24 protein-coding genes are annotated in these 25,217 nt (G+C 69.1%); 12 read left to right on the forward strand and 12 right to left on the reverse strand.

Annotation, left to right across the window (positions count from 1 at the left end):
- Positions 1-55 precede the first annotated feature (55 nt).
- The 4 genes from ACTHNC_RS19180 to ACTHNC_RS19195 all read left to right on the forward strand — a co-directional run bounded on the left by ACTHNC_RS19180 (position 56) and on the right by ACTHNC_RS19195 (position 3,507).
- Positions 56-1,036, forward strand: coding sequence for a phosphotransferase (locus ACTHNC_RS19180; protein ID WP_440296232.1), 981 nt, complete (start codon positions 56-58; stop codon positions 1,034-1,036).
- Positions 1,027-1,455, forward strand: a complete 429-nt coding sequence (locus ACTHNC_RS19185) for a TIGR03618 family F420-dependent PPOX class oxidoreductase (protein ID WP_440296233.1) — start codon at positions 1,027-1,029, stop codon at positions 1,453-1,455. Before ACTHNC_RS19180 ends, ACTHNC_RS19185 begins: the two co-directional genes overlap by 10 nt.
- A 169-nt stretch (positions 1,456-1,624) precedes the next feature.
- Positions 1,625-2,386, forward strand: a complete 762-nt coding sequence (locus tag ACTHNC_RS19190; RefSeq protein ID WP_440296234.1) for an alpha/beta hydrolase — start codon at positions 1,625-1,627, stop codon at positions 2,384-2,386.
- Between the two features lie 77 nt (positions 2,387-2,463).
- Positions 2,464-3,507, forward strand: coding sequence for an NYN domain-containing protein (locus ACTHNC_RS19195; RefSeq protein WP_440296235.1), 1,044 nt, complete (start codon positions 2,464-2,466; stop codon positions 3,505-3,507).
- Between the two features lie 74 nt (positions 3,508-3,581).
- On the opposite strand, the gene ACTHNC_RS19200 is transcribed toward ACTHNC_RS19195, so the two are convergent.
- The gene (locus ACTHNC_RS19200; RefSeq protein WP_440296256.1) at positions 3,582-4,931 is read right to left on the reverse strand and encodes a pyridoxal phosphate-dependent decarboxylase family protein; all 1,350 of its coding nucleotides are present in this window, start codon (positions 4,929-4,931) and stop codon (positions 3,582-3,584) included.
- 275 nt (positions 4,932-5,206) lie between these two features.
- Here ACTHNC_RS19200 and ACTHNC_RS19205 point away from each other — a divergent pair, with 275 nt between their 5' ends.
- The 4 genes from ACTHNC_RS19205 (at position 5,207) to ACTHNC_RS19220 (ending at position 9,244) form a co-directional block, all read left to right on the forward strand.
- Positions 5,207-6,127, forward strand: coding sequence for an alpha/beta hydrolase (locus tag ACTHNC_RS19205; RefSeq protein WP_440296236.1), 921 nt, complete (start codon positions 5,207-5,209; stop codon positions 6,125-6,127).
- A gap of 25 nt (positions 6,128-6,152) precedes the next feature.
- Entirely contained in the window at positions 6,153-6,554 is a 402-nt protein-coding gene (locus ACTHNC_RS19210; protein ID WP_440296257.1) for an MFS transporter, read from the forward strand.
- Entirely contained in the window at positions 6,512-8,488 is a 1,977-nt protein-coding gene (locus ACTHNC_RS19215) for a primary-amine oxidase (RefSeq protein WP_440296237.1), read from the forward strand. The genes ACTHNC_RS19210 and ACTHNC_RS19215 overlap by 43 nt, the downstream gene beginning before the upstream one ends.
- A 156-nt stretch (positions 8,489-8,644) precedes the next feature.
- The gene (locus ACTHNC_RS19220; RefSeq protein WP_440296238.1) at positions 8,645-9,244 is read left to right on the forward strand and encodes a TetR/AcrR family transcriptional regulator; all 600 of its coding nucleotides are present in this window, start codon (positions 8,645-8,647) and stop codon (positions 9,242-9,244) included.
- A gap of 26 nt (positions 9,245-9,270) precedes the next feature.
- Here ACTHNC_RS19220 and ACTHNC_RS19225 read toward each other — a convergent pair whose 3' ends face one another.
- The 5 genes from ACTHNC_RS19225 to ACTHNC_RS19245 all read right to left on the reverse strand — a co-directional run bounded on the left by ACTHNC_RS19225 (position 9,271) and on the right by ACTHNC_RS19245 (position 14,423).
- Positions 9,271-9,612, reverse strand: coding sequence for an SdpI family protein (locus ACTHNC_RS19225; protein ID WP_440296239.1), 342 nt, complete (start codon positions 9,610-9,612; stop codon positions 9,271-9,273).
- A gap of 67 nt (positions 9,613-9,679) precedes the next feature.
- Positions 9,680-11,134 (reverse strand): aldehyde dehydrogenase family protein, encoded by a 1,455-nt coding sequence (locus tag ACTHNC_RS19230; protein ID WP_440296240.1) that lies wholly within the window; start codon positions 11,132-11,134, stop codon positions 9,680-9,682.
- Between the two features lie 94 nt (positions 11,135-11,228).
- A complete protein-coding gene (locus ACTHNC_RS19235) occupies positions 11,229-12,239 on the reverse strand; it encodes an alpha/beta hydrolase (RefSeq protein WP_440296241.1) in 1,011 nt (336 codons plus the stop codon).
- 35 nt (positions 12,240-12,274) lie between these two features.
- Positions 12,275-13,234 (reverse strand): aldo/keto reductase, encoded by a 960-nt coding sequence (locus tag ACTHNC_RS19240; protein ID WP_440296242.1) that lies wholly within the window; start codon positions 13,232-13,234, stop codon positions 12,275-12,277.
- 79 nt (positions 13,235-13,313) lie between these two features.
- Positions 13,314-14,423 carry a zinc-binding dehydrogenase gene (locus ACTHNC_RS19245; RefSeq protein WP_440296243.1) on the reverse strand — a complete coding sequence of 370 codons (1,110 nt, stop codon included), beginning with the start codon at positions 14,421-14,423 and terminating at the stop codon, positions 13,314-13,316.
- 66 nt (positions 14,424-14,489) lie between these two features.
- On the opposite strand from ACTHNC_RS19245, the gene ACTHNC_RS19250 reads away from it, so the two are divergent.
- A complete protein-coding gene (locus tag ACTHNC_RS19250) occupies positions 14,490-15,857 on the forward strand; it encodes an amidohydrolase (RefSeq protein WP_440296244.1) in 1,368 nt (455 codons plus the stop codon).
- A 109-nt stretch (positions 15,858-15,966) separates the two neighbouring features.
- Here ACTHNC_RS19250 and ACTHNC_RS19255 read toward each other — a convergent pair whose 3' ends face one another.
- Positions 15,967-16,707, reverse strand: coding sequence for an SDR family NAD(P)-dependent oxidoreductase (locus tag ACTHNC_RS19255; RefSeq protein WP_440296245.1), 741 nt, complete (start codon positions 16,705-16,707; stop codon positions 15,967-15,969).
- A 99-nt stretch (positions 16,708-16,806) separates the two neighbouring features.
- Here ACTHNC_RS19255 and ACTHNC_RS19260 point away from each other — a divergent pair, with 99 nt between their 5' ends.
- A complete protein-coding gene (locus ACTHNC_RS19260; protein WP_440296246.1) occupies positions 16,807-17,799 on the forward strand; it encodes an aldo/keto reductase in 993 nt (330 codons plus the stop codon).
- 130 nt (positions 17,800-17,929) lie between these two features.
- Here the strand turns inward: ACTHNC_RS19260 and ACTHNC_RS19265 are convergent, their stop codons facing one another.
- Positions 17,930-18,736 (reverse strand): alpha/beta fold hydrolase, encoded by an 807-nt coding sequence (locus ACTHNC_RS19265; RefSeq protein ID WP_440296247.1) that lies wholly within the window; start codon positions 18,734-18,736, stop codon positions 17,930-17,932.
- Positions 18,737-18,792: 56 nt separating this feature from the next.
- Between ACTHNC_RS19265 and ACTHNC_RS19270 the strand changes: the two genes are divergently transcribed.
- Positions 18,793-19,764 carry a methyltransferase family protein gene (locus ACTHNC_RS19270; RefSeq protein WP_440296248.1) on the forward strand — a complete coding sequence of 324 codons (972 nt, stop codon included), beginning with the start codon at positions 18,793-18,795 and terminating at the stop codon, positions 19,762-19,764.
- A 19-nt stretch (positions 19,765-19,783) separates the two neighbouring features.
- Here ACTHNC_RS19270 and ACTHNC_RS19275 read toward each other — a convergent pair whose 3' ends face one another.
- From ACTHNC_RS19275 to ACTHNC_RS19290, 4 genes are all read right to left on the reverse strand, one after another.
- Positions 19,784-20,215, reverse strand: a complete 432-nt coding sequence (locus ACTHNC_RS19275) for a protein-tyrosine phosphatase family protein (protein ID WP_440296249.1) — start codon at positions 20,213-20,215, stop codon at positions 19,784-19,786.
- Between the two features lie 11 nt (positions 20,216-20,226).
- Positions 20,227-21,309, reverse strand: a complete 1,083-nt coding sequence (trpS, locus tag ACTHNC_RS19280; RefSeq protein WP_440296250.1) for a tryptophan--tRNA ligase — start codon at positions 21,307-21,309, stop codon at positions 20,227-20,229.
- 161 nt (positions 21,310-21,470) lie between these two features.
- Positions 21,471-22,175 carry an ASCH domain-containing protein gene (locus ACTHNC_RS19285; protein WP_440296251.1) on the reverse strand — a complete coding sequence of 235 codons (705 nt, stop codon included), beginning with the start codon at positions 22,173-22,175 and terminating at the stop codon, positions 21,471-21,473.
- 33 nt (positions 22,176-22,208) lie between these two features.
- On the reverse strand, positions 22,209-22,988 hold the full coding sequence (locus ACTHNC_RS19290) for a tyrosine-protein phosphatase (protein ID WP_440296252.1): 780 nt from the start codon (positions 22,986-22,988) through the stop codon (positions 22,209-22,211).
- 187 nt (positions 22,989-23,175) lie between these two features.
- On the opposite strand from ACTHNC_RS19290, the gene ACTHNC_RS19295 reads away from it, so the two are divergent.
- Positions 23,176-24,939, forward strand: coding sequence for an HNH endonuclease signature motif containing protein (locus tag ACTHNC_RS19295; protein WP_440296253.1), 1,764 nt, complete (start codon positions 23,176-23,178; stop codon positions 24,937-24,939).
- Positions 24,940-25,217: the final 278 nt, after the last annotated feature.

Raw genomic sequence — 25,217 nt, forward strand, 5'->3', positions numbered from 1 at the left:
GCGATGAGAGCAAGCTCTCATCGCTCTCGCCTCAATCGTCTGTAGCCTGGCGATCGTGACGGGTTCCGGCGTGACCTCCGCGCGCATGCACGACGGCCAGCTCGACGTGGACGAGCGCACCGTCGCCGCACTCGTGGCCGAGCAGTTCCCGCAGTGGGCGGGCTTCCCGGTGCGGCGCGCGCCGAGCTCCGGAACCGTCAACTCGATCTTCCGCATCGGCGACGACTTGGCCGCTCATTTGCCGCTCATCGTCGGCGATCCGAACGCCGCACTCGTCGTGCTGCGACGCGAAGCGGCCGCTGCGGACGAGTTCGTGCGCGCCACCCGCTTTCCAGCCCCCGCCACCGTGGCCATCGGCGAACCCGGCAACGGCTATCCCGGGCCCTGGTGCATCACGACCTGGATCGACGGCGAACTCGCGACACCGGACGCTCTCGCGCACTCGTCGGAGTTCGCCCGCGACGTCGCCGCGATGATCCGCGAGCTCCGCGCCGCACCGGTGAACGGCCGGTCCTTCCGCGGAAGCGGTCGGGGCGGAGACCTGCGCGCGCACGACGGCTGGATGTCCACCTGCCTCGAGAACAGCGAGGGACTGCTCGACGTGCCCGCCTTGCGTGACGCCTGGGCGGTGTTCCGCGACCTTCCGCGACGCGCGCCCGATGCGATGTCGCACACCGACCTCATCCCGGCCAATCTGCTCGTGCGCGACGGGCACCTTGCCGGTGTGCTCGACGTCGGCGGCTTCCAGCCGGCCGATCCCGCGCTCGATCTCGTCGTGGCGTGGCACGTGTTCGAGGAGCCCGCGCGGGGTGAGTTGCGCGCGGCGCTGCGGTCGGGCATCCGTCTCAAGGGTGCCGGCGGAGCCGGAGACGAGGCGCTGGAGTGGGCTCGTGGCGCGGCATGGGCGTTCGAGCAGGCCATGGGTCTCGTCTGGTACTACCGGGAGAGCAACCCGGTGATGAGCGACCTCGGGGCGAGTACGCTGCTGCGGATCATGGCATCCGATGTGCTGGAGGAGAGTGGGCGATGGAGCTGAACGAGAAGCAGAGGGCCTTCCTCGAGAGTCACCACGCCGCGGCGATGATCACGAACGGTCGAGACGGCATGCCGAAGGCGGTGCGAGTCGGTGCGGTTCTCGTAGACGGGCGTATCTGGAGCAGCGGGACGCAGGGCCGAGTGCGCACCCGCAGGCTGCGTCGCGATCCGCGCTGCACGATGTTCGTCTTCGACGAGGCGTATGCGTACCTCACCGTCGAAGGCACCGTGACGGTGCTCGACGGACCGGATGCGCCACAGCAGAACCTGCGCCTGTTCCGCATGATGCAGAACAGACCAGAAGGTCCCCTGGCCTGGTACGGCAAGGAGCTCGACGAGCAGGCGTTCCTGGCGCGCATGGTCGAGGAGGAGCGACTCGTGTACGAGCTGACTCCGGACCGCGCATACGGGCTCGGGTGACCGGGGTACTCGAGCGTGCTACGGTACTCGCGGTCGTGATTCGATTCCGGGAGGTGAGCACCATGAACGCAGTATCCGTAGTGGGCGCTCCCCCCGCAGTCCACGACCGCGCGACTGAAGTAGGTGTCGCCGGGAGCGCTCCAGACCAGCGATCCCTAAGGACGACACCATGTACACAACTCACTCACTTCAGTTCACCTCCGCGACCGCATCCGACGGCGTGCTCGAGCGCGATTTCACGCTCGGCGACGTTCCCGGCGTTCTGTGGTCACCCGAAGCCGCCAGGGCCGCCGGCCCCCTGCTGCTGATGGGTCACGGGGGCGGTCTGCACGCACGGCATCCGGGGCTCGTCGGCCGTGCCCGGGCCGCGGTCTCACGGCATGGCTTCACTGTCGCGGCGATCGATGCGCCCGGCCATGGCGACCGTGCACGGTCCGCCGAGGACCAGGCGTGGATCGACGCGATGCTGCGAGCACGCGATGCCGGCGAGCCGATCGCCGGCATCGTCTCGGAGTTCAACGCATCCCTGGCGGAAGGCGCCGTGCCGGAGTGGCGCGCGACGATCGACGCGCTCCAGGCGCTGCCGGAGCTCGACTCGGATACCCGCATCGGCTTCCAGGGAATGACACTCGCGAGCGAGATCGGCATCCGGCTCGCCGCTGCCGACTCTCGGGTGAGCGCGGGAATCTTCGGCGGCGTCTTCGCTTCGGAGGCACTGCTCGCCGCTGCAGCGACGATCACCGTCCCGGTCGAGATCCTGCTTCCGTGGGACGATCCGGAGCTCGACCGGGAGTCGGGCCTCGCTCTGTTCGACGCGTTCGCATCGAAGGACAAGACGCTGCACGCGTTTCCCGGCAGCCATTTCCGGGTTCCCGAGACGCAGATCGACACCGGGTTCTTCGCGCGGCATCTGCTGAACCTGACCGCCTGATACTCCATGGTTGTGCTGCCGCGGGCTACGCTCGGAGCGTGCCCGCGGCCCACGCCGTGGCCAGCGGAAGGATGCCCATGGCCGACACCACCGAGAGCCGCGTCGCCGTCTACATCGACTTCGACAACATCGTCATCTCGCGCTACGACCAGGTGAACGGCCGCAATTCGTTCCAGCGCGACCGGGTTCGGCAGTTCGATGCTTCGAACGGTCCCGAGTCGACGGATGCCTCGCTCGCGGCGAAACTCGAGGCATCCACCGTCGACGTGGGAGCGGTGATCGACTTCGCGGCGTCGTTCGGCACACTGGTGCTCACCAGGGCGTACGCGGATTGGTCGGCACCGGTGAACGCGGAGTACCGGCACCAGCTGGTCGGCCGCGCGGTGGACCTCGTGCAGCTGTTCCCGGCCGCGGCGTACGCGAAGAACGGTGCGGACATCCGTCTCGCCGTCGACGCCGTCGAGGACATGTTCCGCCTGCCCGACCTCACGCACGTGGTGATCGTGGCCGGGGACAGCGACTACGTGCCGCTCGCGCAGCGCTGCAAGCGGCTCGGCCGCTACGTGGTCGGGATCGGCGTCGCGGGATCCACCAGCCGCACCCTCGCCGCGGCGTGCGACGAGTTCTACACGTACGACGCACTGCCCGGAGTGGCGCGTGCCGCCGCGCCCGCCGAAGCATCGGCGCCGGCCACTGCGGACGATGCCGTTGCAGGGGCCGCGGCGAAGGCATCCAAAGCAGCACCGAAGTCGAAGTCCACCACGAAGACGCCGAAGCGCACCGCCTCTCCGGAGCCCGCCGAGCTCGACGACGCGGAGGAGGCGGGCCGCGATCCGCAGGAGGAGGCGACCGGGCTCCTCGACCGAGCACTGCGCATCGGGCACGAGAAGGACGACTCCGACTGGCTGCACTCCTCGGCGGTGAAGTCGCAGATCAAACGCATGGACCCGTCGTTCAGCGAGAAACAGCTCGGCTACCGGTCGTTCTCGGACTTCATCAAGTCCCGTCCGGAGATCGCCGAGCTCGACGACAGCAGCACCACGCAGCTCGTCCGACTGAAGCCGCAGCCGGAGACCGCGACCCCTGCGCCGAAGCGCGCGCCGCGTCGCGCGAAGGGGTAGGTGCTAGCTTCAGGTCGCAGTTTTTGTCGCTAAGGCGGCGACGATGCGACAAAAACTGCGACCTGAATCGACCGTCAGACATCCATCGTGTCGAGGATGCCCACCAGCGATTCGAACGTCGTGCGCGGGTTGAGGATCGCGAAGCGCGTGTTCGGCCGCCCAGCGTGCGAGCTCGGCACGACGAACGCCCGCTGATCGCGCAGCAGACCGGCGGACCACGCGTCGTAGTCCGCCCTCGACCATCCGTCGCGTTCGAACACCACGACCGAGAGCTGAGGCTCCCGCACCAGGTGGAAGCCGTCGCGCGACTCGATCTCGCCGGCGATGCGCCGTGCGAGCTGGATGGATGCCGTCACGGCGTCCCGGTACGCGCCGGCACCGTGCGAGGCGAGCGAGAACCATAGCGGAAGGCCGCGAGCGCGACGGGTGAGCTGCACCGCATAGTCGGACGGGCTCCACTCGGCGGCCTCGGTGAGCGTGTCGAGGTAGTCCGCGTGCTGGGTGTGGGCCCGGCGCCCCGCCTCGGGATCGCGATAGATCAGTGCGCACGCATCGAACGGGGCGAACAGCCATTTGTGCGGATCGACGATGAGCGAGTCCGCTCGGTCGACGCCCGCGAACAACGGACGCGCTAGAGGGGAGAGCATCCCTGCAAGCCCGTACGCGCCGTCGACGTGCAGCCAGAAGCCGAACTCGTCCCCCAGCGCGGCGATGGATGCGATGTCGTCGACGATGCCGAAGTTGGTCGATCCCGCCGTGGCGACCACGGCGAACACCCGGTCGCCGAGGCGCTCGAGAGTCGGCCGAATGGCCTCACCGGTCAGCCTGCCGGACGGACCGGGATCGACGGTGACGATGTCGACATCCATCACCCTTGCCGCCGACACGATCGACGAGTGCGCCTCCGCATTGCACACGACCACCCATCTGCCGCCCGGATCGCCGATCCGTGCGACCGCCGATTCCCGCGCCGCGACCAGCGCGGAGAGGTTGCCGAGCGTGCCGCCCTGCACGAACACGCCCCCGGCGCTATCGGGCAGGCCGAACTCCGCGGCGAGGAACGAGAGCACCTCGTTCTCCGCGTACACAGCGCCCGACCCCTCGAGCCACGATCCTCCGTAGACCGCCGTGGCCGACACGACGAGATCGAACGCGGTCGCCGCCTTCGTCGGCGCGGTCGGGATGAACGACAGGTAATCGGGGTGGTCCGTCGTGATACACGCCGGCGCCAGCACGTCGGCGAAGACCTCGAGCGCTCGTTCCGCACCGATGCCGTCCTCGGTGACGGTGCGCCCCGAGCGCTCCCGCAACTCCAGTTCGGTGGCGGTGTGATCCAGCGGAGTCGTGGTGGAGAGCATCCGCTCCCTCGCGTAGGCGAGCACGGCGTCGACGAGCACGGCCGTCTCGTCTGTGACGGCGTGCATCCGGTCGCTGCGGCTCACGGCGACTCCTCTCGGTCCGGGGCAGGTGGCTCGATCCGCACCTGGGCTGCGGACGGCGATCCATCATCTCGCACCGTCTTCGAAGCGCCCGGTCTGCGCGTCCGTCCCGCTGGACGCGTCGCGTGCCGAACGGGTCTTCCCGACCGAGCAACGTACGTCTACGATTGTGGAATAACGGAAGGATGGCCATGCCCACTGCCCCCGCAAGCGGACAACCGCAACACACCCCTGTACCGTTTGACCCTCAGGTTGCCGCGGTGCTCGACGCGCTTCCGGCGCAGCCGCCGCTCACGCGCGAGACGCTGCGCAGCGGGCCCGCGATGGCGTTCCCCGACAACGACGCCGTCATCGGCGAGCGCGTGATCGACTGGGAGGACCGTGTCATCCCCGGACCGGCGGGCGCACCGGACCTCGAGGTGACGATCTATCGCCCGCGCGGGCGAGAGGGCGAGACCCTGCCCGCCGTGTACAACATCCACGGCGGCGGGATGATCGTGGGTCACCGCTCCTGGGAGGCGGCTCGCGTCGTGGACATCGTGGACGAGCTGGGCGTCGTGGGCGTCAACGTCGAGTACCGGTTGGCGCCGGAGCATCCCTATCCCGCCGGCGTCGAGGACTGCTACGCCGGATTCCTGTGGCTGGCCAAGAACGCCAGGAGCCTCGGCGTCGACCCCGACCGCATCGTCGTGATGGGCGGCAGCGCCGGTGGAGGGTTCTCCGCGGCCGTAGCGCTGCTCGCCCGTGACCGCAAGGGTCCGAGAATGGCCGGGCAGCTGCTGCTGTGCCCCATGCTCGACAACACGAACTCGACGATCTCCAGCCTGCAGTACGACGGCATCGGAACGTGGCAGCGCGAACTCAACCTGCTGGCCTGGTCGTGCGTGCTGGGCGAGGAGCTCGCCTACTCGGCGGATGCCCCCGCGTACGCCGCACCGACGCGCGCAGCCGACCTGTCCGGGCTTCCGCCCGCGTTCATCGAGGTGGGCGCCGCCGAGATGTTCCGCGACGAGGACGTGGAGTACGCCTCGCGCATCTGGGCGACCGGTGGTCAGGCGGAGCTGCACGTGTGGGCGGGAGGCGCGCACGGCTTCGACATGTACATGCCGGGCAGCGAGATCGCCCGGGCGGCGCTCGCAGCCCGGGCGTCGTGGCTGCGTCGCGTCCTCTCCGTCGGTTGAGCTCGTCCCGTCCCGAGCCCGCCGAATCGTCGAAACCGAGGCCTCCGGCGGCCCGGATGAGCCCGCCGCGGGCTCATCCAATCCGCTCGCCCAGGCCACCATGTCGACGTGCATGATGGGCCTCGGTGTCGGCCAGCTCATCGCCGGCCCGCTGAGCGACAGGTACGGACGGCGCAGGCCGCTCACGATCGGCGTCGCGGCGTTCGCGGTGCTGTCGCTGCTGTGCGCGATCGCGCCGAGCATCCACCATCGCGGCCATGAGCGCGGCGGCGGCCATTTCGTGGTTCGGCGTGTACTTGCCCGAGCGCGCAGCGCTTCGGCCACGCGCCGCACGGGTGGAGGGATTCCCGGCCGTCGCTGCACAGAATTTGGAAGACTATCGCGATGGCGCATGAGCACGTATCCGTCAAGCCGCCCGCCGCGGTGATCGAAAGCACTCCGCATCCTCTCGACCCGCTGACGGGCGAGGAGATCGACGCTGCCAGGAGCATCCTCGTCGACGCCGGACTCGTGACCGAGACCACGCGGGTGCCCATGCTGCTGCCCGACGAGCCGACGAAGGACGAACTGAAGGCGTGGCATCCGGGCGAGAAGATCGATCGCCGGGTCGACGTCACGCTGCTCGATGCGACGACGGGAACCGTGACCGAGGCCGTGGTCTCGGTCACGCACTGCCGCGTCGACCGAGTGCGCGAGCACGACGCGGCGCATGAGCCGTACGGTCAGCCGCAGTACCTGTTCGAGGAGTACGAGCGGGCGGAGTCGCTCGTGAAGGCGTCGCCCCTGTGGCAGGCTGCGATGCGCCGGCGCGGGCTCGAAGACCGCATGGAGCTGGCGTTCTGCTCGCCGCTCGCACCAGGATTCACGGGGAGGAGCGACGAGATCGGACGACGCGTCATCCGCTCGCTCACGTTCCTGCGCGACTTCGAGAACGACTCGCCGTGGGCACATCCGGTCGAGGGGCTCATCGCGCACATCGATCTCGTCGAGAACCGCGTGATCCGGGTGGAGGACGAGGGCGACATCCCCGTGCCCGCCGGGTCGGGCAACTACACGGCGGATGCCGTCGGGCCGGCCCGCGAGTCGCTCAAGCCGATCGAGATCACGCAGCCGGAGGGTCCGAGCTTCACGGTCGACGGGTCGCACGTGGAGTGGGAGGGATGGTCGCTGCGCGTCGGGTTCAACGCCCGCGAGGGTCTCGTGCTCAGCGACGTGCGCTTCCAGGACCGCTCGGTGCTGACGCGGGCGAGCATCCCCGAGATGGTCGTGCCGTACGGCGACACCACGCCGACCCGGTTCTGGATCAGCTACTTCGACGCCGGCGAGTACCTGCTGGGCAAGAACGCGAACCCGCTGGAGCTCGGCTGCGACTGCCTCGGCGTCATCCACTACTTCGACGGCTACGTCGCGGATGACCGCGGGCACGCCGTGAAGATCCCGAACGTCGTGTGCATGCACGAGGAGGACTACGGGATCCTCTGGAAGCACACCGACCTCGCCGGGAACGCCGAGGTGCGGCGCTCGCGACGGCTCGTCGTGTCGTACTTCGCCACGATCGGCAACTACGACTACGGCTTCTACTGGTACCTCTACCTCGACGGGTCGATCCAGGTGGAGGCCAAGGCGACAGGCATCGTGTTCGTGGGCGGCGGGCATCCGGGATCCGACAACGCGCACGCGACCGAGATCGCGCCTGGCGCCTTCGCGCCGGTGCACCAGCACCTGTTCTGCGCCCGCCTCGACGTGGCGATCGACGGCGAGAGCAACCGGCTGGTCGAGGTGGACGCCGCGCGCATCCCGATGGGCGCCCAGAACCCGTTCGGCAACGCGTTCACCTGGACGCAGACGCCGCTGGCGAGCGAGAAGCAGGCGGTGCGCGAGGCCGACACGTCGGTCGCCCGGGTCTGGGAGGTGCAGTCCACGACACGCACCAACTACCTGAGCAAGCCGACGGCGTATCACCTGATCCCCGCGCCGACGGCGCTGCTGATGGCGGACCCCGCGTCATCCGTCGCCGCGCGTGCCGCGTTCGCCACCAAGCACCTGTGGGGCACGGCGTACGACCGCGACGAGCGCTGGCCTGCCGGCCGCTACCCCAATGCGCACGCCGGGGGATCCGGGTTGCCCGAATACATCGCCGACGACCGCCCGCTAGACGGCGCGGACCTCGTGCTCTGGCACACGTTCGGCCTCACACACATTCCGCGCCCCGAGGACTGGCCGATCATGCCCGTCGACTACGCCGGATTCTGGTTCAAGCCGTACGGATTCTGCGACGTGAACCCGGCCATGGACATCCCCGAGTCATCGCAGGCGCACGGCGCGTGCAGCTGCGGCGACGAGGCGTGCGCCTGCTGCTGAGACCCCGCAACCGAAGTTATGGGCCGAACCTGCCGCTAAACGGGCCTGAAGAGGCACCTTCGAACCACAAGTCGCGCGTCTAGCCTGCGCACCGGATGCCGGACCGACGTGCGTCTACACTTGACGACACACGTCGGCCAGGCGAACGGAGGCGACATGCCCAAGGCGATCGACCACGACCAACGGCGCCGGGAGATCATCGACGTCACCTGGCGGCTGATCGTGAAGGGCGGGCTCGAGGCCGCGACCATGCGTGAGATCGCAGCGGAGGCGGGCTTCGCCAACGGAGCGCTCAAGCACTACTTCCCCGGCAAGGACGAGATCATCATGGGCGCCTACCAGCGCTCCATGGACGAGGTGATCGCGCGCCTGAACGAGGCGACCGAGGGGCTGGAGGGCATCGACGCGCTGCGCGCCCTGGTGCGCGCGACGATGCCGATGGACGAGGATGCCCGCAAGTCGGCCCGTGTTCTGCTCGCGTTCTGGGAGCGGGGGCTCTCGTCTCAGGTCATCCGTGACTCGTACGACGGCCACCTGACCGGCTGGCACCGCGACCTGAAGGCACTCATCGAGCAGTGCCGGCAGCAGGGCGCCATCTCGACGTCGACCTCCGACGAAGAGCTCGTGCACGAGATCATCCTGCTGAACGTCGGTGCCACCGTGCTCAGTGCGATCGGTCCGCAGTTCGTGACGCCGGAGATCCTGGACGGCATGATCGAGGACCTCTTCGCCCGCATGGGCGTGCCGGTCGGCTGAGCGACCGCAGGTGGCCGAAGCGAAATTCAGGCTGCCGGGGTTCGGTTGGCAGCGCGGGCGCCGACGACGGCACCGATGACGGTGCCGGCGATCAGCACGACCAGGACCACCCAGAGCAGCACAGAACCGGGCGCAGGCGGCAGCACGGTCAACGCGAGGACTGCGAGAACAACGTTCACCACGGCACTGCACACAACGGGAAGAACCGCCGCACGGTGGCCGGCCTTCCAGGCCTCGTCCGAGGCGAACAGGGAGGGGATCCGGATGCCGATCCACGGGTTACGCCGAATCACGCCGGCCGCGCAGAGGGTGATCCCGACGGCGACCGCGATCGACACCACACACAGCACGATGATCCCCAGCAGCACATCTTGCACAGTACAGCGCGTCGGGCGTGAACCGCAGGCCGCAAGGGTGCTTCGACGGACTGCCCGTCTAGAACGGGTACTGCGCGATCTCGCCCTGCACCGTCACCCACTGTGTCTCGGTGAACGCCTCGATGTTCGCCTCGTGTCCGCCGAAGCGCGCTCCTGTGCCGGAGGCGCCTACTCCGCCGAACGGCGCCATCGCCTCGTCGTCGACCGTCTGGTCGTTGATGTGCACGATGCCGGAGGGGATGCGCTCGGCAAGCTCGAGCGCCCGGAACGGATTCGCGGAGAGGATCCCGAGTGACAGCCCATACTCGGAGGAGGTGACGAGCTGGATCAGCTCGTCCACGGTCGAGAACCTGGTAACGGGTGCGACCGGACCGAAGATCTCGTCGGTGAACGCGCGATGCTCCGGGCTCACATCCGCGAGCACCGTGGGCTGATAGAACAGGCCGCTGTGCGTGCCGCCGGTACGCAGGGTGGCGCCGGCATCCACCGTGTCACGGACGATGCCGTGCACCTTCTCGAGCTGGTTCCGGTCGATGATCGGCCCGAGCGGAGCGCCGGACATCGGGTCCCCCGCCGAAAGCCGGGACGCGCGCTCGGTCAGCCGGTCGACGTACTCGTCGTAGAGGTTCTCGTGCACGAGATGGCGCCCGGTAGTCATGCAGATCTGCCCCTGGTGCAGGAACGATCCCCACGCGCCCGCCGAGGAGGCGGCATCCACGTCCGCGTCGTCGAGCACGACGAGCGCGTTGTTGCCACCCAGCTCGAGATGCACGCGCTTGAGCAGCCTACCCGCCTGCTCGCCGATCACCCGGCCCGCCGCAGTGGAGCCGGTGAACGAGATGACCCGGATGCCCGGCTCCTCCACAATCGCAGCACCCACCTCGCGCCCGCCTGGCAGCACGTGGAACAGGTCGTCGGGCAGCCCCGCCTCTTCGAGCACAGCCGCGAGGAACAGACCGCCGGACGCCGTCGTTCGAGGGTCGGGCTTGAGGATGACGGCGTTCGAGAGCGCGAGTGCCGGCGCAACGGACCTCGCGGAGAGGATGGCCGGAAAGTTGAACGGCGAGATCACGCCGACCGTGCCGACCGGACGGCGGCGGGCCATGCTGAGCCTCGGCCTCCCGCTGCGCAGCAGCTGTCCGTACGGCACAAGTGCCGTCGCCGAGGCGCTATAGAACTCGGATGCGACGAGTCCGACCTCGAACTCCGCCTTGCCGCGGCCACTGCCCGCCTCGCGCATCAGCCACGTCGCCAGCACGTCGGCGTTCGCGTTCACGAGGTCGGCTGCGCGGCGGAGGATGCCCGCCTTCTCGTCGGGACTGACCCGCGCCCACGTCTCCCGCGCTGCCGCGGCACGACGTGCCGCATCGCTCACATCGGCGGCATCCGCGAGGGCGAAGGTGCCGATGGGTGACTGCGTGGCCGGCTCGACGATCTCCCTGACGGATGCGCGGCCTCGCCAACCGCCGCTGTAGAGCTTGCCGTCCCATTGGGCGGCGTCGAAGAACGTCATCGTCGACCTCTCCTTTTCGGGAATGGCCACATCGTACGCGCGAGGATCCGGGTGCCGGGGCTGTTGCGACGAGCTCAACCGGCGGAAGACAGGCTCAACCAGCGGGGTGGGGCGGAGTCAGGACGCGGCGCAGCCAGTTCGCTCGCGCATCGTTCGCCGCTGCTCCGACTAGAGAGTCCGGGGAGAAGCCGCTGAAGCCGTGGTGCGCTCCCGCCCACACGTGCAGTTCGCAGTCGCCGCCGGCCGCCCAAATGCGCGACGCGTAGTCGACGGCCTCGTCGCGGAAGATCTCCGCCGCGCCCACCTCGATATACGTCGGAGGCAGCCCGCCAAGGTCCTCGGCGCGGGCCGGTGCAGCGGACCAGTGCACGGCATCCGTACCGACGGCGTCGCCGAGCAGCGCGCCCCAGCCGGTGTCGTTGTTGTTGCGATCCCAGAGGCCGAGCCCGTCGTACTGCCTCGTGGACGGCGACGTGTTGCGGTCGTCGAGCATGGGAGCATCCAGCAACTGCGCGAGCAGCTTCGGGCCCTTGCGCTCGCGGGCGAGGAGCGCGACGGCCGCCGACAACCCGCCTCCGGCGGACGACCCCATGACGAGGATGCGCTGCGCATCGACGCCGAGTTCCGCCGCGTGCTCGGCGAACCAGGTCAGCCCGGTGTAGCAGTCCTCGACGCCCGCGGGCCACGGATGCTCCGGCGCCAGCCGGTACTCCACGCAAGCCGCAACGGCACCGAACTCGACGACGGGCGGGATGACGGATGCCACTGCCATTCCGCGGTTGCCGAGCACCATGCCCCCACCGTGGATCGCGTACACACCCGGGACCTCGTTCGCCGGCTCGGCCGGGCTCACGATCGTCATGGCGATCTCCGGATCGCTCGGTCCCCTGCTGGAGATGCGCACCTCCCGCGTGCGCACCGGCGCTTCGCCTACGAGCAGACCCGGGTCGCTGCCGATCATCCGCTCGACGTGCTCACGGCTGGCCACGATGGTGTCGGCGTGCAGCGGGAACGGCTCGAACGTCTGCCGCATGAGCTCCATGCCGGCCAGCAGGGCCGGGTCGTACGGGACCGGCGGCAGGGGATCGTAGGCGAGGTCCGACATCCGTGACTCCTTCATCATCGCGTGGGTATCGGCGCTCAGGGACCGGCGGGGTCGACGACGTCGCGGTCGGCCCAGTACGGGTCGACGGCCGAGCGGATGCGGTCGGTGCCGAGGCGGTCGACGAGGTCGAACGCGGCCAGGTCGTCGTCGAGCTGCGCGAGCTTCGTGGCGCCGAACAGCGTCGACACGTTGGCCGGATGCGTCAGCGTGAACGCGATCGCCAGCCGCGCCGGCGTCGTCTGCAGCTCCTCGGCAAGCGCGACGTATCCGGGCAGGTTCTCCAGCAGTGCCGCACGGACGCCGCCCGGATCGCGTCCGACCTCTCGGGACGGTTTCGTGTTGCCGCTGAGGTAGCCGCCCTCGAGGCAATCGGATGCCTCGAAGACGAACCCGTCGTCGAACAGCTTCGCGAACGGGGCGCCGTCGGGGATCGAGCGACGCGCGACCGAATATTTCAGCTGCGCGAACACCGGACCGACGAGCCCCTCGTCGGCGGCGATGCGCCGCAGCTCGGCGATGTTCGCGGCTGACCAGTTGTTCACGCCCCAGGCGCGGGTGAGGCCGACATCCACGAGCTCCTGCATCGCCTGCGCGATGTCGTGCATGGTGATGTCGTCTCGGTGGATGTCGCCCAGCACGACGAGATCCGCATGCTCGGTTCCGACGCGGAAGAGCGCGCGCTCGAGCTGCGTGCGGAAGCCGGAGTCGTAGGCATCCGTCCACACCTTCTCGCTGAGCAGATAGTCCTCTCGGCGCACGCCGACACCGCGGATGATTGCAGAGAACAGCACGTCGGTGATCGCGGGCGGCTGCGCGCCGGGGAACCCGTACACGCCGACGTCGAAGAGGTTCACGCCGCGTTCGATCGCGGTGCCGACGAGCTCGACGGCGTCTTCGAAGTCCATCCGGTCGTACGTATGCCACGAACCGAGCGCGAGGGCGGGCACCTGGATGCCGGATGCTCCCAGCGCGCGCCGCGGGACGGTCTTGGTCATGTTCGCTCCTTCGCGAAATCGCAGGGTGGTTTCGATACGCCGGCCTTCGGCCGGCTACTCAACCGGCGGTGGGGGCGGCTTATGGCAGGCGGGGGTCGATCACCGCCTTGAGTTCGGTCTGGTCGTGCATGTGGGCGATGCGAGCGGACGCCTCGCCGAGCCCGACGGGGGTGCCGAACAGCTCGTCCCAGTCGAAGCGGTCGGCGAACGCTTCGAAGAACTGAATGGCGTGCACGTAGTCGCTGACGTCGCCGTTGATCGAGCCGACGATCGTGAGCTCTTTGCCCATCACTGCAGAGAGCGGGAAGGGCGCTCCGACCGGTCCCGTGCTGCCGATCACGACGAACCTGCCGCGCGGGGCAGCCATCTCGATCGCCTCGGATCCCACGCTCGGTGCGCCTGCCAGGTCGATCACGAGGTTCGCGCCCACTCCCCCGGTAAGTTCGCGCACCCGCTCGACGACGCCCGCGCTGCCCAGCTCGATGTTCACGGTGTGGTCGGCGCCGAAGCGCTCGGCGACCTCCAGCCTGCTCTGGGGGCCGCCGACGGTGATCACGCGTGCGGCGCCGCTGATGCGCGCGACGGCCGTCGCGAACACGCCGAGCGCGCCCGATCCCTGGATGACCACGGTGTCGCCGGTGCGCACGCCGCCCGCGCGGTCGAAGCCGCGGAGCACGGTCTTGGCGGCACATCCTGCCATGGCGGCCCAGGCATCCTTCACCGTCTCGGGCAGGATGAGCTTCTGCGCGCCGGGCGTGACGTACGCGTACTCGGCGAGGCCGGCCGTCGCGTACGGCGGCTTGTCGCTGCGCTGCAGAAAGCCGTAACCGCGGTGCTCGCAGAACACCGGCTCGCGCAGCACGGTGCAGCCGTAGCACTGACCACAAACGGATTCCGACCATCCGATCCGCTGGCCGAGCTCGAGCGGACGGCCGAGCGCGTCGTGCGCTCCCTCGCCCACCGCGATGACCTCGCCGACCATCTCGTGGCCGAGGACCATCGGCAGCATGCCGGGGAACGACATCCTGCCTTCCCAGATCTCGATGTCGGTGCCGCACAGCGTGGAGCACACGAGGCGCACCAGCGCAGCGCCCGGTTCGATGCGCTCGGGAAGGGGCAGATCCTGCAGTTGGAGGGGGGCACCATGCTCGACGAGCACCGCTGCTCGGGTGGTGGTGGGAAGATTCACGTGCGTTAGTCTACATGCGTTGACATTCCCGGAACAGCTCCGGGACGCACCCGAGATGAGGAATCCGTGATCGATGACGCTGCCTCCGCCGACCTGGTTCTGCGCGGCGGCCGGGTGCACGTGCTCGACCCGGCCGACACCAGGGGCGAGGCGATCGGGGTGCGCTCCGGACGCGTGCTCGCCGTCGGTTCCGTCACCGAGCTCGAGCCGCTGATCGGTCCGGCGACCACCGTGGTCGAGCTCGACGGCCGCGCAGTGCTGCCTGGCATCAACGACTCGCACCTGCATGCCTCGTGGCTCGGCGCGCTCTGGCCGCACACGGTGTTCGGCGGCGGCGCGCCCGATGGCCCGCTCGTGTCGACGGATGCCGAACGCAGCGCAGCCCTGCTGCGCGCCGGCGAGCTGCTCGCCTCGCTCGGGATCACGAGCTACACGGAGCCCGGCATCGGACCGGGAGAGGATGCCGGCACCACCGGCAGTTTCGGATCCGCCGTTCTCGACGCCTACCGCGCGCTCGACGCGGAGGGTCTGCTGCGCGCGCGAGTGAACCTTCTGCTGCTGTTCGGGCTCGTCGACGGGGCGAGCCGCACGGAGGACATCCTCGCCGGCATCCAGTCCGCCCGCATCGCGACGCCGCACCCCGAACGGTTCCGCATCGCCGGGGTGAAGGTGTTCGGCGACGGCATCCCGCCGATGCGCAGCGCGTACATCCACGGCGGCTACGTCGACGGCAGCCACGGCGAGTTGCTCATCGACGGAGCACACGAGACGCAGCGGGAGGCGAACCTGCGCACGGTCATCCGTGCCGCCCACCACGCGGGCCTCCAGGTCGCCGTGCACGCCACGGGCGACCGCACGATCGACCTCGTCGTCGACGCGGTGCGCGATGCGATGGCGGAGCGCCCGGCCGATCTGAGGCACTACCTCGTGCACGCCGACATGCTGCGACCGACGACCGTACCCGAACTTGCCGGGCTCGGCATGGGCGCGACCCTTCAGGCGGGCATCGCCGCGTTCACTGGTGAGTGGGCTGCGGCCGCATTCCCGCCGGAGGTCGGGGCTGCGCCATGGCCACTGCCCGCGCTGATCGATGGTGGCGTGAATGCCACGCTCAGCTCCGACGCGCCCGTACTGTCGCCCGACTGGCGCACCGAGATCGCGGCCGCGGACCGCTTGCTCGGCCCCGCCGAGCATCCGCGAGCCCGCATGCACGAGCTGCTGCGCCGCTACACCGCCGTGCCTGCGTGGCAGGACCACGCGGAGGCGTGGAAGGGCACGCTCGAGCCCGGCAAGGTGGCCGATCTCGTGGTGCTCTCCGCAGATCCGGACGACGTCGGACCGGCCGGGATGCCCGGCGTAGCCGTCGAGCGCACGTACCTCGGCGGCGAGGTCGTCTTCGACGCCTCGAGCGAGCCCGTGGAGGCCGGCGCCTGAAGGCCCACCACTCCGCCGAGACTGCACGCCCGCCCCGAGAAGGTGGGTATTACCCGCTGTTTCGGGGTGGGCGTGCAGTCTCGCGGGGATGACGCGGTGGCGTCGCGCGTCAGGCGAGCAGCTGGCCGCCGTCGACGGCGAGGCTCACACCGGTGATGTCGGTGGCAGCGTCCGACGCCAGGAACACCGCAGCGGCCGCCACCTGCGCCGGGTCGGCGAGCTGTCGCAGCGGGATGCGCGACAGCCACGCCTCGCGCATCGGCGAGCCCGCCGGCATCCCTGCCTTCATCATCGGCGTGTCGACCGGACCGGGAGCGACGGCGTTCACGCGGATGCCGTGCGCCGCCAACTCGATCGCCGCCCACCTGGTCTGCGCATCCACCGCGGCCTTCGTCGTCTCATACGCACCCATTCCCGGCGTCGGCTGCCGACCGCCGATCGATGAGATGTTCACGATCGTGCCACCGATGCCCGCCTCGACCATGTGCCGAGCGACAGCCTGGGTCACGGCGAACGTGCCGAGGATGTTCACCCGCACGGTCGTCTCGTAGTCGGCGACGGCCAGCGACATCACGTCCCCGTGCAGGTGAAGGATGCCCGCGTTGTTGACAAGTACCTCGATCGGTCCGTGCGCCTCGGCCACGTCACGCACGCCGGCGCTCACGGCGTCGGGATCGGTGATGTCGACCTCCAGCGCGCCCGCACCCAGCTCGTCGGCGACGGCGGACACGTTCGAGGTCGGAAGATCTGCCAGCACCACGCGGTCGCCCGCTTCGAGGAACGCCTGGGCAAGGGATCGGCCGATGCCGCCCGCTCCTCCCGTGATCAAGACCGTGCGTGTGCTCACCATCGACTCCTTCGGAACGGTGCTCGGGTCTCGAGCCGATCGGCTCGTCATCCGTTATTATACAAGCGTAGAAAAACGCTCATCGATGAGTCTGGAGACGTCGTGACATCCGACGAAGCCCTGTCAACCGCCATCGCAGCCGTTCCCACGCGCATCCTCGGGCCGTCCGGTGAGCGGGTGCCCGTTTTCGCGCTCGGATCCTGGAACACGTGGGACCGCATGTCGCGCGATACCGCCGTCACCCTGGTGCGGCGAGCGCGTGCGGTGGGTGCGGCGTTCTTCGACGTGGGCAACTACAACCTCGGGCCACATGCGGAGGGCGCGCGCACGGACATCCTCTTCGGAGAGACTGTGCGCGAGGCCGGGCTGAGCCGCGACGACTACCTCGTCTGCGGCAAGCTCTGGCTCTGGGACTACCCGAACACGGCATTCGCCGACTGGATGCGCGACTCGCTCGACCGCATCGGCATCGACGCGGCGGACTACGTGGTCGTGGGCGACCACCTGGAGCCGATCGACATGCGCCAGGTCGTGCTCGACGTGCAGGCCGAGATCGACGCGGGGCGATTCAGGCACTGGGGCATCAACAACTGGCCGTACGAGGAGGCGCTCCTGGCGCTCGACTTCGCGGAGGCCGAGGGCCTCACTCCCCCGACGTTCGCGCAGCTGAAATACAGCCTCGCGCGGCGTTCCATGGCCGAGGGCGAGTTCTACGGACGACTGTTCGCGGAGGGGCGGCTGGCCTTGCAGGCGTCCGATGTCTTCGAGGGCGGGATCCTGGCCGGCAAGACACGCCCGGAGCGCAAGATCGGGGCGGATGTCGGCGGCGTCCGCGAACAGATCGTCGCGTCGTGGCCGCGGGTGCGGGACCTCGCCGCGTCTTTTGACGCCACACCCGCCCAGCTCGGCATCGCTTTCTGCCTCGCGAACCCAGCGACGGCCAACGTGCTCTTCGGCGTCAGCTCGTTCGCGCAGTTCGAGGATGCTCTGGGCGCGCTCGACCTACTCGATCGCGTGGGCGCGGACCGGCTGGCTGCCGCCGCCACGGACCTCTGGGTGGATCGGGTGGTGAACCCCGACGGCACCTGGACCTGACACCCACTTCCGCACGGCCACCGTGCGGAAAATCGGAGACACGCCGAACGCGCGACGTGGATAGCGTGATCTCGACGGTCGCGACCGGCGTGTCTCCGATTTGCGGCACAGAGCCGGCGCGGATGCGGGGCTACGAAGCCAGGAACTCCAGGGCCGCATCGCGGAACTGCGGCGAGTGCAGCGCGGCGTGGTGGTCGCCCGGCACGCGCACGAGCCTCGCGCCGGGAACACTCGCCGCCAGCTCGTCGACACCCTGAGCCACCGGGTCGTCCACTCCGGAGATGAACAGCGTGGGCACCATCGGCACGTCCTGCGCCGGGTCGAACGGCTCCGCACCGAGACCCTCCATCAGCGCGATGACGCTCGGCGCATCGATGCCCGGGGTCCCGAGCAGCTGGGCGAACATGCCGTGCAGCGGATCGGCCGGCTCCCGCTCGCCCGCGACGATCGCGGCGAGCGCGTCGGCATCCAGCGCCGCGAAGGGCTCCATGGGACTGAGCCCGCCGAGCACGAGCCGACGCACGCGCCCGGTCGCGGCGAGCGCCCAGGCGAGCCGAGCGCCCATCGAGTAGGCGACGACGTCGAGTGCGCCGTGTCGTTCTGCGTCGCGACCCTGGTGGTCAGCGGCGCCGCCGGTCGGCTGCGTTCCCGCCTCGACGACCGGTTGTGCGGCATCCACGACATCGGCGAGCGCGCGCACGATCGTGCCGGTCGTCGCCTCCCCGCGGGCGAGCGCCGGACCCTCGCCGTGTCCGGGCAGGTCGACGACGATCGCGCCGCGACCATGTGAGGCGAGCGCATCCACGAATCCGGATGCCTCCCAGTCGGCCGCGCCATCCGAAGCCAGCCCGTGCACGAGCAGAACCGGGTTGGCACGGGGGAACGTGCGCACCGCCACAAGGGCCGTGCTCGCGCCATTTGTCGTTCTATTTTCCACACTTGTAGAGTATCAAGACCCGATCACGACCACATCCCTTCTCAAAGGAGAGCAGCATGACCGCCGACCCCACCCGCATCCTCGACGTCGCCACCGGCTACATGGCGTCCAAGCAGCTGTTCAACGCCGCACGCATCGGCCTGTTCCGCGCAGTCGCCGACGGTGGACACACCCCGGCGGAGGTCGCGGCCGCGACCGGACGATCCGAGCGGCAGGTGCGCATCCTGCTCGACGGATGCGCCGCATCCGGACTGCTCGAACGCCGCCACGGTCGCTACGAGCTCACGGACGACGCGGCCGAGTACCTGACCGGCGGCGAGAACGACCTCGGTGCGTTCCTGAACTTCCTGGAGCTCGGCAGCTTCGAGGCGTTCGGCCACTACCGCCACACGGTCGACGCCGACGAGGGCGGGACACTGGACTTCGACGAGGCCGGCTGGGCGATGTTCATGGCCGGCGTGATGCAGTACAACGGGCTGCACGCGCGCGCCTTCGGTGAGGCGTTCGACGCGACGGGCAAGCGCTCCATCCTCGACTTCGGCGGCTTCACCGCCGGATGGTCCATCGAACTCCTGAAGCGCAATCCCGAGGCGACCGTACGCTTCGTCTACCCGGCGGAGTCCAGTGAGATACTCACGGCAGCGGTCGCCGAGGCCGGACTCGCCGACCGCGTCACCGTCGAGGCGGGCGACACCGTGACCGCGGTCCCGGGCGGCGAGCACGACCTCGTGCTGGCGGTGCACGTCATCCACCGGTTCACGGATGCCGAGAACCGCCAGATCCTGCAGCACCTGCGGCAGTCGGCATCCGACGGCGCCACCCTCGCCGTCTTCGACTTCTTCCTCGACTCGCTGCCGCAGCAGCGTGCTCTGGATGCCCGCCACGCCGCCGAGTACTTCAACTTCGACGGCACCGAGGTGTGGCCGGAGGAGACCGTGAAGTCCTGGCTCGCCGACGCCGGTTGGGCGTTCGAGCGCTACGTGGATGTGCCGGGCAGCCCGCGCGTGCTGGTCGCGACGGCGGTGTGACCCCCGGGCACCGGGTGCCTCAGATCGGCGTGCGCTCCGCCCAGCGTCGCTGCCGGAACGTCTCGACGGCGCGCGGCCGGTAGTTCGCGCGGACCCAGGCGATCGCATCCCGGCTCGGCACACCGCTGAGCCGCGCGAGAATCGCCATGGCTGAGCCGGTTCTGCCCGTGCCGCCGTCGCAGGCGATCTCGACCTTCGACGTCGCGGCGCGGCGGAAGACCTCGGCGAGCGCGCCGATCGCCTCAGCTGTGGAGTGCGGCAGACGGAAGTCGGGCCAGTGCACCCACAGGCACTCCCAGTCTGGTTCCCTGTGCGGTTTGCCCGTGAGGTACAGACCGAACTGCGGCGTCAACTCACCGGACGGCGCCCCTTCGTGGAGACCCCTGCCGCGCACGCGAGTGCCATCCGGGAACGTGACGACTCCGGCGATCTGCTCGTTCCAGGCATCCACGGGTCCATTATTCAGCCGGCTGGCCGTGTGGGCAGGACCGGCTCCTGACGGTTCGCGTACGCCATGCCCATGTGGTCTCGGACCTCGTCCAGCGTGGCGTCGGCGATCGCATTGGCGCGGAGGTTGCCTGCGGTGAGGATCTCGTCGACGAGTCCGGGTTGCGCGGCGAACTCGGAGCGGCGCGCGCGATGGTCCGCGAGGAAGGCGTTCACCGCTTCGATCGCCAGGTCTTTGAGCGCGCTGCTCCCCTTGTCGCCGAGCTCGTCGGCGAGAGCCTCCGGGGTGGAGCCGGTGCAGAGCGCGGCGGTCGAGAGCAATCCCGCAATCCCTGGCCTGCCTGCGGGGTCGAAGATGATGCGGCGGTCGTTGTCGGTGCGGGTGCGCCTGATCGTCGCTGCGGTCTCGTCCGGAGTCATGGACAACGCGATCGCGTTGCCGTAGCTCTTCGACATCTTGCGTCCGTCGAGGCCGGGTATCTCTGGGGTGTCCGTCACGAGCGCGTCCGGCTCCGGGAACACGGCGCCGTACCGGTCGTTGAACCTGCGCGCGATTGTGCGGGTGAGCTCCACATGCGGGAGGTTGTCCTTGCCGACCGGAACGAGATTGCCCTTGCAGAACAGGATGTCCGCGGCCTGGTGAACGGGATACGTCAGCATCAGTGCGCTCAGCGCTCTGCCCGACGCGAGCTGCTCGGATTTCACGGTGGGATTCCGCCTCAGCTCCGCCTCGGTGACGAGGCTCAGGAACGGAAGACGCAGCTGGTTCAGCGCGGGGACCCCCGAATGCGTGAAAATCGTCGTTCGGTCGGGATCGAGACCGGCTGCCACGTAATCGAGAACCGCCTCCCGAACGTTGTCTCCGACACTCGCTGCCGTGTCGCGATCGGTGATCACCTGATAGTCGGCGAGCACGACGAAGGTCTCGACGCCGAGCGACTGCAATCGCACCCGCTCCCTGATCGTGCCGAAGTAGTGACCGAGGTGCAGCAAGCCGGTCGGCCGCTCGCCGGTGAGCATCCGGAACGCCGAAGGATTCGCACGGATGCGCTCCTCCAGTGCAGGCATCCGCGAACGCGTCGCTACGAATGAGTCCATCTGACATCCCTCCACGAGAAGGGCTGCACGGACGGGTACGGCGCGAAGTGAACGCGGGCTGCCGTGCAGCCCGCGAACATGCGTCAACCGGCTGCTACTGCAGCCACCACCACGAAGTCGAACGCAGGGAACGCATGGAACAAGGGTACGCGGCGTTGCGCTTACCGCACGTGGAAGCGCACGAGGTCGACGGCCGCGTCATCCGGGATGCCCGGGTAGTGTCCACGAAGCCCGGCACGCAGGTCGTCGGCGGTTCCGGTGCCCTCGAGGCGGGCGTCCTCGTCGGTCAGCTCGTCGAGGCGCTTCGTCTCGACCGATTCGACGACTCCGGGCAGTCGCTGGTAGCCGTCGTCGAACTCGAACACGAGCCAGGCGCACCCCACGGCGCACGGGTCGTCGAAGCGGGTCGTCGCGGTCTTGCTTCCGGATGCGACGGCGTCGTAGTAGCGCGGATTGAAGCGGATGAAGCGCTCCTGGCTCGCCTCGGGCCAGGCGTACGCGTAAGGAAGCAGGTGTCGGATCGAGACAGTCGTGAGGTCGTCGCCTTGCGGCACGATGACGAAGCAGTCGGGGTGCTGGTCGAGCAGAACCTGCCTGCAACGCCCGCACGGCGCGAGCACGCCGCGCCCCTCGTCGCCCACGGCCACCATGGTCGTGAGCGGTCCGGCTCCGGCCGCTGCCGCGACGCCGAGCACGACCAGCTCGGCGCACGGACCGCCGGTGAAGTGGTACTCGTTCACTGCGGTGAAGATGCGTCCGGTGGTGTCCATGGCCGCTGCGGCCACGGTGTGGTTGGGATTACCGGTCAGCTGTTCGGACTGCCGCAGCGCGGCGTCGAGGACTCGCTTTTCGGGTGGATAGAGCACCGGTCCATCCTGTCAGGGGTGGGCGGCGGTCCGTCAGGGGCGGGGCCGGCCGGCCATCGCGCAGCGGCCGTTTCCGGTGCCCGAACAGTCCTTCGACTCGGTCAACAGGTCGCGCAGCCCTCTGCGAGTCGGAACATCCACCGCGAGCCGGTCCAGCGTCTCGTCGATGTCGGCCACGAATGCTCGCACGTGCGGCTCGACTTCGGCGAGCCAGGCGTCCACTTGCGCGGGCGTCCACGATGCCTGCCTGTCGTCCGTAGGTGCGCTGTGCGAGGCTGTGCTGGCCATGGCCCGCACGGAGGTCGCGTAGTCCGCGAGGATGTCCTCGGCGCTGACCCCCGCGTTCGCGAGCAGGAGTGCACTCATCATGCCGGTGCGGTCTCGTCCGGCGGAGCAGTGCATCAGGATGCCGGGCCTCGCGCCCGCGATCGCGGCGAGCGCGCCACGCACGTGGCCGGGCAGGATGCGGAGGTTGTGCTGCCAGTATTCGGGCGAGTCGAGGATCGGCATGCACACGGCCTGGAACTCGGGATGGCTCTGGTCCTCGGTCGGCGCGTGCACGATGCAGAGTGCGTCGAGCGACTCGACCACCGGATCGGTCTCACGACGACCGATCTCGCCCTCGTTCCGCAGGTCGACGACCGAACGAAGGCCCCAGCCGCGGGCGGCGGTCCAGCCAGCATCCGTGAGCAGCTCACGGCGTGGGCCTCGCGCGACGCGGCCCTCGATCGTGACGCCGGTGGGCGAGAGCGGTGTGGGGAGGCCGCCGAGGTCCCGGATGTTCCGGCACCCGTCCCAGTCGAGGTCGCGCATGAAGTTCAACATAGAGTGCGGCGCTGGGGGTTCGGCTGGGAACCGCCGAGAGGTGCACAGTCTCGAAGTTCTCTTCTATTTATCGTCCGTCAAGCGTAGCTTTTGTGGTCTTTCCGCCCCCAGGATGTGCTTTGGCGAGTTATCCCTGTCTCGGTATTTTGTTCGAATGGCGGGGTAGGATGACAGCATGGCATTCCACCTCACACGGCTCCCCGAGATGACCGCGATGGTGTGCGCCATCCTGCAGCAACCCGGCGACGCCGATGCCGACCGCGTCGCGTCGACGAGCGAATCAGCGCCGCTATCGGGGCGCTCTGCTTCCGCGCCCTCCGCTTCCGCGCCGTCACTGGTGGAGGTGGTGCATCAGCTGGCCGATGCGGAACTGGAAGCGTTGCTGTCGCGAGCCGCTTCCGGGCGGGCGGAGTTCGACCGGGTGATCACGGTCGCCGCCGGGGAAGCGGCGAAACGCTCCGAGCGTGCCCTTGGGCACGGTGGGTTGGCGCAACGTCGTGGGCACCGCACCGTGATCCAGTTCGTGCAGTCCCTCACCGGGGAATCCAAGGGCGAAGCGGCCCGGCAGGTGAAGGTCGGCGAGCTCATCGGTGAGACCGACGCCGCACAACGCAGCATCACCGGCAGCGACGGCGGCACCGATGCGGGCACCAGTGAGAACGGTGCCACTGGGAGCAGTACAGGAGCTGGTACCGACGTAGGCGCCACCCAGGGCGACGGCGACACTCCAGCACCCACCCAGGAGCCCACTCCGGATGAGCAGGTGGTGCCGTGGCAGCAGCCAGTGGCGGCGGCGATCATGTCCGGGACCCTGTCCACGGAGAACGGGCATCTCATCCTCCGCACCCTGGACGCCGTCTCGGACTCGTGCAGCGTCGAAGCGCGACGGGCGGCAGCGGCCGAACTCGTCGACTACGCCACCGCACAACACGGGCAGGGTGCCACGTTGCATGAGGACCTGTTGCGGCGGGCCCGACAAGTGCGGGACCGGATCGACCCCGACGGCATCGCCGAACGGTACACGCAACGGTACGAACGCCGCTCCCTGAAGACCTGGCACGACCGGGACGGGGCGTTGAACCTGCACGCGGTCTGCGACGACGACTCCGGTGTGTTCCTCACCCAGTTGTTCGACCTCGCCCTCAGCCCCCGCCGTGGCGGACCCCGCTTCACCACGAAAGACGACGTCGACTGGGCGCAACGCCTACTGGAAGATCCACGCAGCAACGAACAACTCGCCTTCGACACCCTCCTGGCCGTGCTCCACGACGGCGCCGCCTGCAATACCAGCACCACCTTCCGTGGTGACCGGCCCGCCGTGCGCGTCATCACCGTCATCAACACCAACGACACCGACACAACCGCCACCGACACGACCGGCACCGCCACGACCGGCACCGACCGCGGCGACCAGCAGCACGACCAGTCCGGCACGCCGGCCAGCGTCGCCGCACGCAACACCAGCACCCACGCCGACCGCCGCCACCAGCAGCACGGGCAGTTGGAAGGCTCCGCGTTCGCGGTCCCGCACACCGTAGTCGAGGCGACCGTCTGCACGGACGGGGTCGTGCCGATCACCGTCGACCGGTCAGGACGCGCCCTCAACCTCGGCCGAACCCGCAGACTCTTCAGTCCCGCCCAACGCGTCATCCTCCGCGCCCGGGACGGCGGATGCCTCTGGCCCGGCTGCGACCGACCACCCTGGCAAACCGAAGCCCACCACATCGACAACTACGCCGAACACCACGGCAGAACCGACATCGCCGACGGAGTCAGCCTCTGCAAGTTTCATCATCTCAACCTGCACAACAACCACTGGAGAATCCGCAGACGAGGAACCCAGTACGAGCTGATACCGCCGCCCGAGATGAACCTGCCACCGATACCCCTCCACCCCAAAAGCACCACCTGGGAACACGTACAACAACACACCGGATGAGCACGCCGCAGTGGGGCCCCGCCTCAAGCACAACGGCCCCGAACCCCCCAAGGCCGGCGCGCCGGCATAGCCGCAGCACGTACAGAAATAGGGCCGTAGCGCGTACGGAATATGGCGCCGAAGTACGTCTCCTTCGTCACGACATGTCGCAGGACGCAGCTGCATCGTCGACACCGTCTTGCGCCCCATTCCCCGGCCATGGGCGACTAGGCAAGTTGTCCAGGAGCGCGACATCGCTGACCGTCGGCGTACGGTCTCGCGTGTGGCGCTACGAGACG

Source organism: Humibacter sp., from assembly GCF_051954055.1.
Classification (GTDB): Bacteria; Actinomycetota; Actinomycetes; order Actinomycetales; family Microbacteriaceae; genus Humibacter.

Coding starts and splice junctions, on each gene's coding strand:
- ACTHNC_RS19185 (WP_440296233.1), top strand. CDS start 1,027: ATGGAGCTGAACGAGAAGCAGAGGGCCTTCCTCGAGAGTCACCACGCC.
- ACTHNC_RS19190 (WP_440296234.1), top strand. CDS start 1,625: ATGTACACAACTCACTCACTTCAGTTCACCTCCGCGACCGCATCCGAC.
- ACTHNC_RS19195 (WP_440296235.1), top strand. CDS start 2,464: ATGGCCGACACCACCGAGAGCCGCGTCGCCGTCTACATCGACTTCGAC.
- ACTHNC_RS19200 (WP_440296256.1), bottom strand. CDS start 4,931: ATGCACGCCGTCACAGACGAGACGGCCGTGCTCGTCGACGCCGTGCTC.
- ACTHNC_RS19215 (WP_440296237.1), top strand. CDS start 6,512: ATGGCGCATGAGCACGTATCCGTCAAGCCGCCCGCCGCGGTGATCGAA.
- ACTHNC_RS19220 (WP_440296238.1), top strand. CDS start 8,645: ATGCCCAAGGCGATCGACCACGACCAACGGCGCCGGGAGATCATCGAC.
- ACTHNC_RS19230 (WP_440296240.1), bottom strand. CDS start 11,134: ATGACGTTCTTCGACGCCGCCCAATGGGACGGCAAGCTCTACAGCGGC.
- ACTHNC_RS19235 (WP_440296241.1), bottom strand. CDS start 12,239: ATGTCGGACCTCGCCTACGATCCCCTGCCGCCGGTCCCGTACGACCCG.
- ACTHNC_RS19240 (WP_440296242.1), bottom strand. CDS start 13,234: ATGACCAAGACCGTCCCGCGGCGCGCGCTGGGAGCATCCGGCATCCAG.
- ACTHNC_RS19255 (WP_440296245.1), bottom strand. CDS start 16,707: ATGGTGAGCACACGCACGGTCTTGATCACGGGAGGAGCGGGCGGCATC.
- ACTHNC_RS19270 (WP_440296248.1), top strand. CDS start 18,793: ATGACCGCCGACCCCACCCGCATCCTCGACGTCGCCACCGGCTACATG.
- trpS (WP_440296250.1), bottom strand. CDS start 21,309: ATGGACTCATTCGTAGCGACGCGTTCGCGGATGCCTGCACTGGAGGAG.
- ACTHNC_RS19290 (WP_440296252.1), bottom strand. CDS start 22,988: ATGCGCGACCTCGACTGGGACGGGTGCCGGAACATCCGGGACCTCGGC.
- ACTHNC_RS19295 (WP_440296253.1), top strand. CDS start 23,176: ATGGCATTCCACCTCACACGGCTCCCCGAGATGACCGCGATGGTGTGC.